Source organism: Streptomyces liliifuscus, from assembly GCF_016598615.1.
Taxonomy (GTDB): domain Bacteria; phylum Actinomycetota; class Actinomycetes; order Streptomycetales; family Streptomycetaceae; genus Streptomyces; species Streptomyces liliifuscus.
Genome location: NZ_CP066831.1, coordinates 8,359,374 through 8,374,000, shown reverse-complemented (window position 1 = coordinate 8,374,000; position 14,627 = coordinate 8,359,374). Strand labels below are relative to the sequence as shown.

Below are 14,627 nucleotides of genomic sequence, written 5' to 3'. Positions count from 1 at the left end.
TCAGCTCCTGTTGCTGTTGCTGTCGTTGCTGCTCTGCGGCGCAGGGGGCGCCGGAGGTCCCGGGCGGGCGTCGAGCGCGGTGAGCGCGTCGCGCAGCCCCCTGTGCACATCCTCGTACACCTCCACATGGCCGTCCGTGGCGAGGTGGTCCACATCGGCCAACCGGTCGAGTTGTGCGTCGACCTCGGCGTTGCCAGTGGGCGTACGCGGCACGTGGAGGGGAGCGGGTGCGGCGGGATCGTCCTCGGGTTCCGTGGGTTCCGTGGGTTCCACCGGTTCCACGGCGGGCCCGGTCTCGGCCCGAGCGTCGGGCCCGCCTTCGGGCCCGGGCCGAGGCCCGGCCATGGCCTCGGGGTCCGCGGGCGGCGCCGGCAGCGGCTCGGGCACGGGCTCGGCCGGAATCCGGGCCTCCGCACCGGGGGGTCCTGCGTCGAGGGCCCCCGTCTCCGGGCCGGTCATGGAGTCGCTCATGACCCGACGCTACCGCGAAGCGCTGGGGTACCGTCGATCGCGATGGCCACGATTGAGGAGTGCCGCAGCGCACTCGACAAGCTCTCGGACAACATGGCGGGCGCGGACGGCGACGTACGCAGCGCGGCGGCGTTGGACCGCTCGCTGAGCTGCCGCATCACCGACCTCGACATCACCTTCGTGGGCCGTCTCAAGGACGGCCGGATCGAGGTGCTCGACACGCTCCAGGGCCCGCCGCCCGACAAGGCCGAGATCCGGCTCACGATGACCGGCGACGACCTGGTCGCGATGGTCGACGGCGAGCTGAACTTCGCGAAGGCCTGGGGCTCGGGCCGGGTCAAGCTCGAAGCCGGCCTGCGCGACCTGCTCAGGCTCAGAAAGCTCCTCTGAAGGCCCTTCCGCCCCCTCCTCGGCCCCGGCGTCGGCCCTCGGCGATCCCGCGGAAGCACTAGCTCTTCGCGACACCGGCAGGCGCGGCGGCGGTCGTACGTGCCTTCCGCGCCGCCGGCACCACCAGCGGCGTACCCGTCTCCGGGTCGTCGATCACCTGGCAGCGCAGCCCGAAGACCTCCTCGACCAGCTCGGCCGTGACGATGTCGGCCGGGGCGCCCTCGGCGATCACCGAGCCCTCGCGCAGGGCGATCAGATGGGTGGCGTACCGGGCCGCGTGGTTGAGGTCGTGCAGTACGGCGACCAGGGTGCGGCCCTGCTCCTCGTGGAGCTCCGCGCACAGGTCCAGCACGTCGATCTGGTGCTGGATGTCGAGATAGGTGGTCGGCTCGTCGAGCAGCAGCAGCGGGGTCTGCTGGGCGAGCGCCATGGCGATCCACACGCGCTGGCGCTGGCCTCCGGAGAGCTCGTCGACGTATCGGTCGGCCAGTTCGGCGACTCCGGTCGAGGCCATGGACTCGCGCACGATCCGCTCGTCCTCGGTCGACCACTGGCGCAGCAGCCCCTGGTGCGGATAGCGACCGCGCCCCACGAGGTCGCCGACGGTGATCCCGTCGGGCGCGATCGACGACTGCGGCAGCAGCCCGAGCGTCCTGGCCACCTTCTTGGCGGGCATCGACTGGATGACCTGCCCGTCGAGCAGCACCCGGCCCTGGCTGGGCTTCAGCATGCGGGACAGGGCCCGCAGCAGCGTGGACTTGCCGCAGGCGTTCGGGCCGACGATCACCGTGAACGAGTTGTCCGGTATCTCGACCGACAGCTGCTCGGTGATGACGCGCTGGTCGTAGGCGAGGGTGACGTTCTCGGCGGACAGGCGGTTCACAGTGCTCCTTCGGGTGTTCGTGCGCGGCCCGCCATCGGAGCCCGTACTCGGCTTGCTCGCCATGTCGTCGGCGTTCATATCCGGCCCGCCTTCCGCTCGGTGACCAGGAGCCACAGCAGATAGACACCGCCGAGCACTCCGGTCACCACGCCGACGGGCAGCTGGTCGGCGCCGAAGGCACGCTGCGAGGCCCAGTCCGCGACGACCAGCAGGGTGGCGCCCATGCACATGGCGGGCACGAGGTTGGGTCCCGGCGAGCGGGTGAGGCGCCGCGCGAGCTGTGGCGCGGTGAGCGCGACGAAGCCGACCGGGCCCGCGGCCGCGGTGGCGGCCGCGGTGAGCAGCACGGCGGCCACCAACAGCAGCAGCCGCGTCCGCTCCACCCGCACGCCGAGCGCGTACGCCACGTCGTCGCCCATCTCCAGCATCCGCAGCCCGCGCGCGTTGCCGAGAACCAGCGGTACGAGGACCGCGCACAGGCCGAGCAGCGGCCAGACCTGGGCCCAGTCACGGCCGTTGAGCGAGCCGGTCATCCAGACGACGGCACGGGCCGCGTCGACGAGGTCGGCCTTGGTGATCAGATAGCCGTTGACCGCCGTGACGATCGCGGAGACACCGATACCGACCAGAACCAGCCGATATCCGTGCACACCCCGCTTCCAGGCGAGCACATAGATGGCGAGCCCGGTCACCAGACCGCCGACCAGCGCCCCGGCGGCGACCTGGGCGGCGCTCCCCGAGAACAGCACGATCATCACGAGCGCGCCGGCCGTCGAGCCCTGCCCGAGGCCCAGTACGTCCGGACTGCCCAGCGGATTGCGGGAGATGGTCTGGAAGAGCGCACCGCCGAGCCCGAGCGAGGCCCCCACCAGGAGCCCGACGAGGACCCGCGGCAGGCGCAGCTCGTTGACGATGAACTCCTGGCCCGCGTCCCCGTCGCCGAGCAGCGTCCTGAGGACGTCGGCGGCCGGTATCGGGAAGTCGCCGGTGCCGATGAGCACGACACTCGCGGCGAGCGCGGCCACGAGCAGCAGCACGACGACCGTGAACGCCCGGACATCGAAACGGACCGAAAGGCCACCGCCGGTACGAACGGTCCGAGCCCGGAAGGCCCGCACCGGACCTGCCTGGTCGTGGCCTGTGTGATCGCGTCCTGTCTGGTCGTGCACGGCCTGATTGCGTGGGGGCTTCACAGCTGCGCCGTCCTCCGCCGTCGTACGAGAAAGATGAAGACCGGTCCGCCGAGGATCGCGGTGACGATGCCGACCTGGAGCTCCGCGGGCCGGGCGACCATCCGGCCGATCACATCGGCGCCCAGCAGCAGCACCGGCGACAGCACGGTGGCGTACGGCAGGATCCAGCGCAGATCGGGCCCGGTGAAGGACCGTACGACGTGCGGAACCATCAGCCCGACGAAGACGATCGGCCCGCAGGCGGCGGTCGCGGCCCCGCAGAGCACGGTCGCGGCGGCCATGGACAGCCCGCGGGTGCGGTTCAGATGCGCCCCGAGCGCGCGGGCGGTGTCGTCACCCATGGCCATGGCGTTCAACGGCCGGGCGAGCGCCAGCGCGAGGACCGTGCCGGCCGCGATGAACGGCAGCACCTGCTCGATGGTCGTGTTCGTGGCCGAGGCCAGCGAACCGACGGTCCAGAAGCGCATCTTGCCGAGCGCGGCCTCGTCCGTGATCATCACGGCCTGCAGATAGCCGTAGAGCGCGGCGCTGATCGCGGTGCCGGCGAGCGCGAGCCGCACCGGCGTGGCACCCCGGCTGCCGCCCAGGAAGTACACGAGTGCCCCGACGACGGCCGCGCCCGCGAAGGCGAACCACACATAGCCGCTCAGCGAGGTGACACCGAAGAAGGTGATGGCCGTGACGACCGCGGCGGACGCGCCGGCGTTGATGCCGAGCAGCCCCGGGTCGGCGAGCGGGTTGCGGGTGAGCGCCTGGAGGACCGCCCCGGAGAGGCCGAGCGCGGCGCCGACGAGCAGCCCGAGGACCGTACGCGACAGCCGCTCGCCCACCACGACGTCGCCGTACGTTCCCGAGTCCTCGAACAGACCGTGCCAGACCTGCTCCAGGGACAGCTCTTTTGCGCCGATCGCGATGCTCGCCAGGGCGACGAGCACCAGCACGGCGAGGGACACGACAAGCCCAGCGGCCCGTATCGCCCGGCGGGTTGGGGGCGCGGGGGCGGTCTCCGCGCTCGGTTCGGGGGGACTGTCGACCAACACCCGGTTAGGTTAGCCTACCCTCGCCACGAGCCACGATCCCCGTATGCGGTGACCTGCGCAACCACCCTCCTGAGGCCGCGCTCCGGGGCCCCGCCGAAGAGCCCCCGAAGGGTCCCAGAAGGGCCGGCCGAATCCGCCGGGCCCGCGCTCAAAGCCCCAGCCGCGCCAGCGCCTTGCCCCCGTCCAGCTCACACGCCCTGTCACCGGCGGCGGTCCAGGCGGCGGCACACAGCGCCCGCAGCCCGTCCATCGCCTCGCCCTCACCGTCCAGTTCCAGCCGCTCGGTGCCTGCCGTCGCCGTCCAGCCCCCGCAGCGGAACCCTTCGCCCGCCTCGACGACCTCCGGCTGTCCGGTCAGCATCCCCCGCAGATCGGCGTCGACGTACGTCGGCCGGTGCTGCGGCGGCGCGGCCAGGAGCTGCGCCCCGTCGGTCACACCCGTCAGCACCAGCAGCGAGTCCACCTCGCCGTTGAACGCCCCCTCGATGTCCGTGTCGAGCCGGTCCCCCACCACCAGCGGCCGCTCCGCCCCGGTGCGCAGGATCGTCTCGCGGTGCATCGGCGGCAACGGCTTGCCCGCCACCTGCGGCTCACCGCCGGTCGCGATCCGTACGACCTCCACGGCCGCGCCGTTGCCCGGGGCGATCCCGCGCGCGCTCGGGATCGTCAGATCGGTGTTGGACGCGAACCACGGCACCCCGCGCGCGATGGCGTAACAGGCCTCCGCGAAGCGGCCCCACGGCAGATCGGGCCCGCCGTACCCCTGCACGACCGCCACCGGCTCGTCCTCGGCCGACTCGACCGGTTCGAGCCCGCGCTCGCGCAGCGCGACCCGCAGCCCCTCCCCGCCGATCACCAGCACCCGCGCCCCCTGGGGCACCTGCTCGCTGATCAGCCGGGCCACCGCCTGCGCCGAGGTGATGACGTCCGCCTCCTCGGTCGGTATCCCCAGCTCCGTGAGGTGCGTGGCGACGGTGTCGGGCGTCCGCAGCGCGTTGTTCGTCACGTACGCGAGACGCATTCCGCCCGCACGGGCCGTGCCGAGCGAGTCGACCGCGTACGCGATCGCGTTCCCGCCCGCGTACACCACCCCGTCCAGGTCGAGCAGCGCCGTGTCGTACGCCTCGCTCAGGGCCCGGTCACTGCCCTCGGGGCGCGTCCTCACGGTCTGGCTCATTACGCATCGCTCCTCGTTCGATCCCTTTCCCCCGATCATCCCGCATGGCACTGACACACTTACGATGCACCAATGAACACTGCAGGTCCCGCGGACGTACCGGCACGCATGGGCCTTGATCTGACCCCGTTCCGGGGTCTGCGCTACGACCCCGACCGGGTCGGCAGCCTCTCCGCCGTCACGTCCCCGCCGTACGACGTGGTCGTACGGCCCGACGGTCTCCACCACCTCGAATCGGCTGACCCGCACAACATCGTCCGGCTGATCCTCCCCCAGGCCACCACGCCCAGCGTCCGCAACGAGCAGGCGGCGGACACCCTGCACCGCTGGCTGTCCGAGGGCGTCCTGATCACGGACTCCGTGCCGGGCCTGTACGTCTACGAGCAACGCGACGGCGACGGCATGCTGCAACGGGGCATCATCGGCGCCCTGCGCCTGTCGGAGGCGTCGGACGGCGTGGTCCTGCCCCACGAGGACGTCATGCCGCACGTCGTCGCGGACCGCGCGGCCCTGATGCGCGCCACGTCCGCGAACCTCGAACCCCTGCTGCTGACCTACCGCGGCAACGGCTCCGCCTCCGGCACGACCGCCGTCGTGGAGCGCGCCGCCGTGCGCCCTCCCCTGCTGTCCACCACCACGGAGGACGGCTTCAGCCACCGCCTGTGGGCCGTGACCGACCCGGCGCACCTGGCCGAGATCCGGACAGACCTGGCCAACCGCCAGGCCCTCATCGCCGACGGCCACCACCGCTGGGCGACGTACTTGCGTCTACGCGCGGAGCATCCCTCCCCCAGCCCCTGGGACTTCGGCCTGGTGCTCCTCGTCGACACCGCCCGCTACCCACTGCGCGTCCGCGCGATCCACCGCCTCCTGCACCGCCTCCCGGTGGCCGACGCCCTGGCCGCCCTCGGCGACGACTTCCGCGTACGCCAGGTCGACGGCCCTCTCTCCAGGGCTCTGGAGTCCCTCTCCGTAGCGGCCACCGAGGGAAACGCGTACCTCCTCACGGGCGACGGCACCTTCCACCTCGTCGACCGCCCGTCCCCCGACCTGCTCGCCCGTACGATCCCGGCGGACCGCCCCGAGACCTGGCGCACCCTCGACGCGACGGTCCTGCACGCCACGCTCCTCGACCATGTGTGGCAGATACCCGACGTCCCGGAACACATCGCCTACATCCACGACACCGCCGCCACGGTCGCCAAGGCGGAGCGCGACGGCGGCACGGCCGTCCTGATGCACCCGGTCCACGAGGAGGTCGTACGCGACCTCGCGAGCCAGGGCGTCACGATGCCCCGCAAGTCGACGTCGTTCGGCCCGAAACCGGCATCGGGCCTGGTGCTGCGCACCCTGGGCCCCTGAAAACACGAATGGGCGGGACCCCCTCGGGGATCCCGCCCATGTACTCGTATGTGCTCGTACTCGCGCGCGTACGACTCCTGCGCGGCTGTCAGCCCTTCAGATCGCCCTCGTCGCCCTCGTCGCCGTCTGTGTCTTCCACGTCGTCCACGTCGACCAGGCCATCGTCGTCGACGCTGTCCTCGACCGGCTCAGGTGCCGACTCCGTCTCCGGAACCTCGGAGTTCACGTCCTCGGCATCCCCGTCGCTGTGGCTGTCGCCATCGCTGTCACCGTCGTCCTCGACGAGTGCGTCGACGAACTCCACACCGTCCAGCTCGGCGAGCCGGTCCGAGGCGTCCGTGCTGCCGTCCTTGTCGGACTCGACGGCCTTGGCGAACCACTCACGCGCCTCGCCCTCACGCCCGGCCGCAAGCAGCGCGTCGGCGTACGCGTAACGCAGTCGCGCGGTCCAGGGCTGCACGGAGTTGGAGGCGAGCTCGGGGCTCTGCAGTGTGACGATGGCCGCGTCGAGCTGGTCCATGTCCCGCCGCGCGCCTGCGGCCACGAGCCGCATCTCGACCTGGCCGGCCTTGTCGAGCTTCTGCACCTCGGGGGCCCCGGCCATGTCGAGCGCCTTCTCGGGCCGCCCGAGACCGCGCTCGCAGTCCGCCATGACAGGCCACAGGTCCACGTTGCCGGTCATACGCCGCGCGGCCCGGAACTCGGCGAGCGCCTCGCTGTACTTCTGGCTCGCGTACGCGGCGAAGCCGGCCGCCTCCCGCACGGCGGCGACACGCGACGCCAGCCGCAGCGCCACCCTGGAGTAGCCGTACGCACCCTCGGGGTCCTCGTCGATGAGCCTGGCCACCATCACCAGGTTCCGGGCGACATCCTCGGCAAGCCCCTTGGGCAGGCTCTGCAGCTCCTGCCGTACGTCCTTGTCGATCTCCTCGCCCGTGACGTCGTCCGGGATCGGCAGCCGCTTGATCGGCTCGCGGTCGCGTTCCCGCTCGTCACGGAAGCGCCCGCCGCCACGGCGGTCGTCGCCGCCCCGTCCACCACGGTCGTCCCGCCCACGGAACCCGCCGCCACCGCCGGCGCCACCGGGACGGCCACGGCTGTCGTCGCGACGCGGTCCGCCCCGCTCGTCGTCACGGCGGAACGCCGGACGGCCACCACGGTCGTCGCCACCTCGTCCACCACGGTCGTCGCGCCCACGGAAACCGCCACCGCTGCCACCGCGGTTGTCGTCACGCCGGAAGCCACCACGGTCGCCACCGCCACTGCTGCTGCCGCCGCCACGATTGTCATCGCGACGGTCGTCACGCCGATCATCCCGACGGACATAACCGGGACGGTCACCGTCACGACGGTCGTCGCGACGGAAGCCACCACGATCGCCACTGCCGCCGCCACGGTTGTCGTCTCGGCGGAAGCCGCCGCGATCGCCGCCACCGCCGCGGTTGTCGTCGCGACGCGGGCCGCCCCGCTCATCGTCACGACGGAACGCCGGACGGCCACCACGGTCGTCGTCACGGCGGAATCCACCGCGGTCACGGTCATCACGGCTGGGCCCACTGGGACGGTCATCACGACGGAACGGCGGACGACCACCACGGTCATCGTCCCGACGGTCGTCACGACGGAACGCCGGACGGCCACCACGGTCATCGTCACGGCGGAATCCACCGCGGTCACGGTCATCACGGCTCGGCCCACTGGGACGGTCATCACGACGGAACGGCGGACGGTCGCCATCACGCCGAGGGCCACCACGGTTGTCGTCGCGACGGAAACCGCCACGGTCCCCGCCGCCACCACGGCTGTCATCACGACGGTCGTCGCGCCGGAAGCCACCACGGTCACCGCCGCTGCTGCTGCCGCCACGGTTGTCATCGCGCCGGTCGTCACGGCGGAAGCCACCCCGATCGCCGCCGCTGCTACCACTGCCGCCGCGGTTGTCGTCGCGACGCGGGCCGCCCCGCTCGTCGTCACGGCGGAACGGCGGACGGCCACCACGGTCGTCGTCACGGCGGAATCCACCGCGGTCACGGTCATCACGGCTCGGCCCACTGGGACGGTCATCACGACGGAACGGCGGACGGCCACCACCGCCACGGTCGTCGCGCCCGCGGAATCCGCCGCCGCTGCCACCACTTCCACCACCGCGGTTGTCGTCACGACGGAATCCACCACGGTCACTGCTGCCACCACTGCCGCTGCCACCACGGTTGTCGTCGCGACGGAAGCCGCCACGGTCCCCGCCGCCACCACGGCTGTCATCACGACGGTCGTCGCGCCGGCCGTTCCCGCCACGGTCGTTGTCGCGGCGCGGACCCCCTCGGTAGCCGCCGCGGTCACCACTGTCCCGGCGTCGCTGGTCGCGCTCCGGTCGCTCGTCGGGAGAGTTGGTGGACATGGGTGACTCCTGTCATCGGTACCGCAAGTCATTCTCGCGCAGCCGGGTACCCAGCGCGCTTCGGAAAACAAAAAAGGACCTCTGGTCCCAGCGAGTCGCTGGGACCAGAGGTCCTCCAAATATTGTTCGGCGGCGTCCTACTCTCCCACAGGGTCCCCCCTGCAGTACCATCGGCGCTGTAAGGCTTAGCTTCCGGGTTCGGAATGTAACCGGGCGTTTCCCTCACGCTATGGCCACCGAAACCCTAATGGTTTCGAGCGAACAAGCACACTTTTCAGTTGGTGTTCTGCTCAAAAGCCGACAACTGTTCGTTGTCTCAGAACTGACACAGTGGACGCGAGCAACTGAGGACAAGCCCTCGGCCTATTAGTACCAGTCAGCTTCACCCCTTACAGGGCTTCCACATCCGGCCTATCAACCCAGTCGTCTACTGGGAGCCTTAACCAATCTAGTTGGTGGGAATACTCATCTCGAAGCAGGCTTCCCGCTTAGATGCTTTCAGCGGTTATCCCTCCCGAACGTAGCCAACCAGCCATGCCCTTGGCAGGACAACTGGCACACCAGAGGTTCGTCCGTCCCGGTCCTCTCGTACTAGGGACAGCCCTTCTCAATATTCCTACGCGCACAGCGGATAGGGACCGAACTGTCTCACGACGTTCTAAACCCAGCTCGCGTACCGCTTTAATGGGCGAACAGCCCAACCCTTGGGACCGACTCCAGCCCCAGGATGCGACGAGCCGACATCGAGGTGCCAAACCATCCCGTCGATATGGACTCTTGGGGAAGATCAGCCTGTTATCCCCGGGGTACCTTTTATCCGTTGAGCGACGGCGCTTCCACAAGCCACCGCCGGATCACTAGTCCCGACTTTCGTCCCTGCTCGACCCGTCGGTCTCACAGTCAAGCTCCCTTGTGCACTTACACTCAACACCTGATTGCCAACCAGGCTGAGGGAACCTTTGGGCGCCTCCGTTACTCTTTAGGAGGCAACCGCCCCAGTTAAACTACCCATCAGACACTGTCCCTGATCCGGATCACGGACCCAGGTTAGACATCCAGCACGACCAGACTGGTATTTCAACGACGACTCCACCATGGCTGGCGCCATGACTTCACAGTCTCCCAGCTATCCTACACAAGCCGAACCGAACACCAATATCAAACTGTAGTAAAGGTCCCGGGGTCTTTCCGTCCTGCTGCGCGAAACGAGCATCTTTACTCGTAGTGCAATTTCACCGGGCCTATGGTTGAGACAGTCGAGAAGTCGTTACGCCATTCGTGCAGGTCGGAACTTACCCGACAAGGAATTTCGCTACCTTAGGATGGTTATAGTTACCACCGCCGTTTACTGGCGCTTAAGTTCTCAGCTTCGCACACCCGAAAGTGCACTAACCGGTCCCCTTAACGTTCCAGCACCGGGCAGGCGTCAGTCCGTATACATCGCCTTACGGCTTCGCACGGACCTGTGTTTTTAGTAAACAGTCGCTTCTCGCTGGTCTCTGCGGCCACCCCCAGCTCACGGAGTAAATCCGATCACCAGTGATGGCCCCCCTTCTCCCGAAGTTACGGGGGCATTTTGCCGAGTTCCTTAACCATAGTTCACCCGAACGCCTCGGTATTCTCTACCTGACCACCTGAGTCGGTTTAGGGTACGGGCCGCCATGAAACTCGCTAGAGGCTTTTCTCGACAGCATAGGATCATCCACTTCACCACAATCGGCTCGGCATCAGGTCTCAGCCTTGATGAGTAGCGGATTTACCTACCACTCGGCCTACACCCTTACCCCGGGACAACCACCGCCCGGGCTGGACTACCTTCCTGCGTCACCCCATCACTCACCTACTACAGGTCTGGTCCGTCGGCTCCACCACTCCCCTTTGCCCGAAGGCTCCAGGGCGGCTTCACGGACTTAGCATCGCCTGGTTCAATGTTTGACGCTTCACAGCGGGTACCGGAATATCAACCGGTTATCCATCGACTACGCCTGTCGGCCTCGCCTTAGGTCCCGACTTACCCTGGGCAGATCAGCTTGACCCAGGAACCCTTAGTCAATCGGCGCACACGTTTCTCACGTGTGTATCGCTACTCATGCCTGCATTCTCACTCGTGAACCGTCCACCACTAGCTTCCGCTGCGGCTTCACCCGGCACACGACGCTCCCCTACCCATCCCAGCGGGCGTTGGCCCTATATGCTGAAATGACACGACTTCGGCGGTACGCTTGAGCCCCGCTACATTGTCGGCGCGGAATCACTAGACCAGTGAGCTATTACGCACTCTTTCAAGGGTGGCTGCTTCTAAGCCAACCTCCTGGTTGTCTCTGCGACTCCACATCCTTTCCCACTTAGCGTACGCTTAGGGGCCTTAGTCGATGCTCTGGGCTGTTTCCCTCTCGACCATGGAGCTTATCCCCACAGTCTCACTGCCGTGCTCTCACTTACCGGCATTCGGAGTTTGGCTAAGGTCAGTAACCCGGTAGGGCCCATCGCCTATCCAGTGCTCTACCTCCGGCAAGAAACACACGACGCTGCACCTAAATGCATTTCGGGGAGAACCAGCTATCACGGAGTTTGATTGGCCTTTCACCCCTAACCACAGGTCATCCCCAGGTTTTCAACCCTGGTGGGTTCGGTCCTCCACGACCTCTTACAGCCGCTTCAACCTGCCCATGGCTAGATCACTCCGCTTCGGGTCTTGAGCGCGCTACTATACCGCCCTGTTCGGACTCGCTTTCGCTACGGCTTCCCCACACGGGTTAACCTCGCAACACACCGCAAACTCGCAGGCTCATTCTTCAAAAGGCACGCAGTCACGACCCACCAAGTAAACTTGATGAGCGACGCTCCCACGGCTTGTAGGCACACGGTTTCAGGTACTATTTCACTCCGCTCCCGCGGTACTTTTCACCATTCCCTCACGGTACTATCCGCTATCGGTCACCAGGGAATATTTAGGCTTAGCGGGTGGTCCCGCCAGATTCACACGGGATTTCTCGGGCCCCGTGCTACTTGGGTGTCTCTCAAACGAGCCGTTGATGTTTCGACTACGGGGGTCTTACCCTCTACGCCGGACCTTTCGCATGTCCTTCGCCTACACCAACGGTTTCTGACTCGTCTCACAGCCGGCAGACTGTGAAAGAGAGATCCCACAACCCCGTACACGCAACCCCTGCCGGGTCTCACACGTATACGGTTTGGCCTCATCCGGTTTCGCTCGCCACTACTCCCGGAATCACGGTTGTTTTCTCTTCCTGCGGGTACTGAGATGTTTCACTTCCCCGCGTTCCCTCCACACACCCTATGTGTTCAGATGTGGGTGACAGCCCATGACGACTGCCGGGTTTCCCCATTCGGAAACCCCCGGATCAAAGCCTGGTTGACGGCTCCCCGGGGACTATCGTGGCCTCCCACGTCCTTCATCGGTTCCTGGTACCAAGGCATCCACCGTGCGCCCTTAAAAACTTGGCCACAGATGCTCGCGTCCACTGTGCAGTTCTCAAACAACGACCAACCACCCACCACCCCACCCTTACGGGCGAGTTCACTGGGGCCGGCACTGAAGATCCAGACACAAGGTCCGTACCCTCAGACACCCAACAGCGTGCCCAGCCGGCTCCCGCCCAGAGATCATGCTTTCCACACCCTCTTACGAGGGCAGTACTTGCAAGCCTCCGGCTCGTGAACCGGCCGAATAATCAACGTTCCACCCTTGAGCAACCACCGTCGGACGTGTGCCGACGTAATGGCCCTGGACCACCAAGCAGAGCTTGGCGGCCTAGATGCTCCTTAGAAAGGAGGTGATCCAGCCGCACCTTCCGGTACGGCTACCTTGTTACGACTTCGTCCCAATCGCCAGTCCCACCTTCGACAGCTCCCTCCCCACAAGGGGTTGGGCCACCGGCTTCGGGTGTTACCGACTTTCGTGACGTGACGGGCGGTGTGTACAAGGCCCGGGAACGTATTCACCGCAGCAATGCTGATCTGCGATTACTAGCAACTCCGACTTCATGGGGTCGAGTTGCAGACCCCAATCCGAACTGAGACAGGCTTTTTGAGATTCGCTCCGCCTTGCGACATCGCAGCTCATTGTACCTGCCATTGTAGCACGTGTGCAGCCCAAGACATAAGGGGCATGATGACTTGACGTCGTCCCCACCTTCCTCCGAGTTGACCCCGGCAGTCTCCTGTGAGTCCCCAACCCTCCGAAGAGGTTGCTGGCAACACAGAACAAGGGTTGCGCTCGTTGCGGGACTTAACCCAACATCTCACGACACGAGCTGACGACAGCCATGCACCACCTGTCACCCGACCACAAGGGGGGCACCATCTCTGATGCTTTCCGGGCGATGTCAAGCCTTGGTAAGGTTCTTCGCGTTGCGTCGAATTAAGCCACATGCTCCGCTGCTTGTGCGGGCCCCCGTCAATTCCTTTGAGTTTTAGCCTTGCGGCCGTACTCCCCAGGCGGGGAACTTAATGCGTTAGCTGCGGCACCGACGACGTGGAATGTCGCCAACACCTAGTTCCCACCGTTTACGGCGTGGACTACCAGGGTATCTAATCCTGTTCGCTCCCCACGCTTTCGCTCCTCAGCGTCAGTAATGGCCCAGAGATCCGCCTTCGCCACCGGTGTTCCTCCTGATATCTGCGCATTTCACCGCTACACCAGGAATTCCGATCTCCCCTACCACACTCTAGTCTGCCCGTATCGAATGCAGACCCGGGGTTAAGCCCCGGGCTTTCACATCCGACGCGACAGACCGCCTACGAGCTCTTTACGCCCAATAATTCCGGACAACGCTTGCGCCCTACGTATTACCGCGGCTGCTGGCACGTAGTTAGCCGGCGCTTCTTCTGCAGGTACCGTCACTTTCGCTTCTTCCCTGCTGAAAGAGGTTTACAACCCGAAGGCCGTCATCCCTCACGCGGCGTCGCTGCATCAGGCTTTCGCCCATTGTGCAATATTCCCCACTGCTGCCTCCCGTAGGAGTCTGGGCCGTGTCTCAGTCCCAGTGTGGCCGGTCGCCCTCTCAGGCCGGCTACCCGTCGTCGCCTTGGTGAGCTTCTACCTCACCAACAAGCTGATAGGCCGCGGGCTCATCCTTCACCGCCGGAGCTTTCAACCCCCACAGATGCCTGTAGGAGTGTTATCCGGTATTAGACCCCGTTTCCAGGGCTTGTCCCAGAGTGAAGGGCAGATTGCCCACGTGTTACTCACCCGTTCGCCACTAATCCACCCCGAAGGGCTTCATCGTTCGACTTGCATGTGTTAAGCACGCCGCCAGCGTTCGTCCTGAGCCAGGATCAAACTCTCCGTGAATGTATTCCCGTAATCGGGACAACACACACGAGAGCGGAACAACCAGCCGGAATAAGACCGGTCGTTCACTGCGTCCTCGCTGTGCGCCTGCCGGAACAATGCCCGACAGGACTTTTTCAAAGGAACCTCATCCTCGGCCATGACGACCGGAGACGGGGTATCAACATATCTGGCGTTGATTTTTGGCACGCTGTTGAGTTCTCAAGGAACGGACGCTTCCTTCGTACTCACCCTCTCGGGCTTTCCTCCGGGCGCTTCCCTTCGGTCTTGCGTTTCCGACTCTATCAGACCCTTTCGGGCCGTGATTCCCAGTCGGTGGGCTTTGCCTTTTGGCCTCGCGGCCTTTCGACATTCACTACGTTAGCCGATTCCCTCAGCAACTCATAATCGAGTTCC

At 66.3% G+C, this 14,627-nt stretch carries 9 protein-coding genes and 3 rRNA genes; 2 read left to right on the top strand and 10 right to left on the bottom strand.

The genetic code is table 11. The features are described from left to right. The gene (locus JEQ17_RS36135) at positions 1–345 is read right to left on the bottom strand and encodes a hypothetical protein (RefSeq protein ID WP_200401899.1); all 345 of its coding nucleotides are present in this window, start codon (positions 343–345) and stop codon (positions 1–3) included. A 168-nt stretch (positions 346–513) separates the two neighbouring features. On the opposite strand from JEQ17_RS36135, the gene JEQ17_RS36130 reads away from it, so the two are divergent. Further along, entirely contained in the window at positions 514–861 is a 348-nt protein-coding gene (locus JEQ17_RS36130) for an SCP2 sterol-binding domain-containing protein (protein WP_189840197.1), read from the top strand. A gap of 58 nt (positions 862–919) precedes the next feature. Here JEQ17_RS36130 and JEQ17_RS36125 read toward each other — a convergent pair whose 3' ends face one another. The 4 genes from JEQ17_RS36125 to JEQ17_RS36110 form a co-directional block, all read right to left on the bottom strand. Beyond that, a complete protein-coding gene (locus JEQ17_RS36125; RefSeq protein WP_200401897.1) occupies positions 920–1,807 on the bottom strand; it encodes an ABC transporter ATP-binding protein in 888 nt (295 codons plus the stop codon). 11 nt (positions 1,808–1,818) lie between these two features. Continuing rightward, on the bottom strand, positions 1,819–2,862 hold the full coding sequence (locus tag JEQ17_RS36120) for a FecCD family ABC transporter permease (RefSeq protein WP_200401898.1): 1,044 nt from the start codon (positions 2,860–2,862) through the stop codon (positions 1,819–1,821). 71 nt (positions 2,863–2,933) lie between these two features. Beyond that, positions 2,934–3,977: a FecCD family ABC transporter permease gene (locus JEQ17_RS36115; RefSeq protein ID WP_200399171.1), complete on the bottom strand. Its 1,044-nt coding sequence runs from the start codon at positions 3,975–3,977 to the stop codon at positions 2,934–2,936. Between the two features lie 148 nt (positions 3,978–4,125). Further along, positions 4,126–5,154 carry an HAD hydrolase-like protein gene (locus JEQ17_RS36110; RefSeq protein WP_200399170.1) on the bottom strand — a complete coding sequence of 343 codons (1,029 nt, stop codon included), beginning with the start codon at positions 5,152–5,154 and terminating at the stop codon, positions 4,126–4,128. Between the two features lie 72 nt (positions 5,155–5,226). Between JEQ17_RS36110 and JEQ17_RS36105 the strand changes: the two genes are divergently transcribed. Continuing rightward, positions 5,227–6,516, top strand: a complete 1,290-nt coding sequence (locus JEQ17_RS36105) for a DUF1015 domain-containing protein (protein WP_200399169.1) — start codon at positions 5,227–5,229, stop codon at positions 6,514–6,516. 88 nt (positions 6,517–6,604) lie between these two features. Here JEQ17_RS36105 and JEQ17_RS36100 read toward each other — a convergent pair whose 3' ends face one another. The 5 genes from JEQ17_RS36100 to JEQ17_RS36080 form a co-directional block, all read right to left on the bottom strand. Continuing rightward, entirely contained in the window at positions 6,605–7,483 is an 879-nt protein-coding gene (locus JEQ17_RS36100) for a tetratricopeptide repeat protein (RefSeq protein WP_234048817.1), read from the bottom strand. Continuing rightward, on the bottom strand, positions 7,366–8,856 hold the full coding sequence (locus JEQ17_RS36095) for a hypothetical protein (RefSeq protein ID WP_234048816.1): 1,491 nt from the start codon (positions 8,854–8,856) through the stop codon (positions 7,366–7,368). The genes JEQ17_RS36100 and JEQ17_RS36095 overlap by 118 nt, the downstream gene beginning before the upstream one ends. A gap of 182 nt (positions 8,857–9,038) precedes the next feature. Continuing rightward, positions 9,039–9,155 (bottom strand): 5S ribosomal RNA (gene rrf, locus JEQ17_RS36090). A 105-nt stretch (positions 9,156–9,260) separates the two neighbouring features. Then, positions 9,261–12,382 (bottom strand): 23S ribosomal RNA (locus JEQ17_RS36085). Between the two features lie 322 nt (positions 12,383–12,704). After that, a 16S ribosomal RNA gene (locus tag JEQ17_RS36080) occupies positions 12,705–14,231 on the bottom strand. The 16S, 23S and 5S rRNA genes sit together here, the layout of an rRNA operon. Positions 14,232–14,627 lie beyond the last annotated feature (396 nt).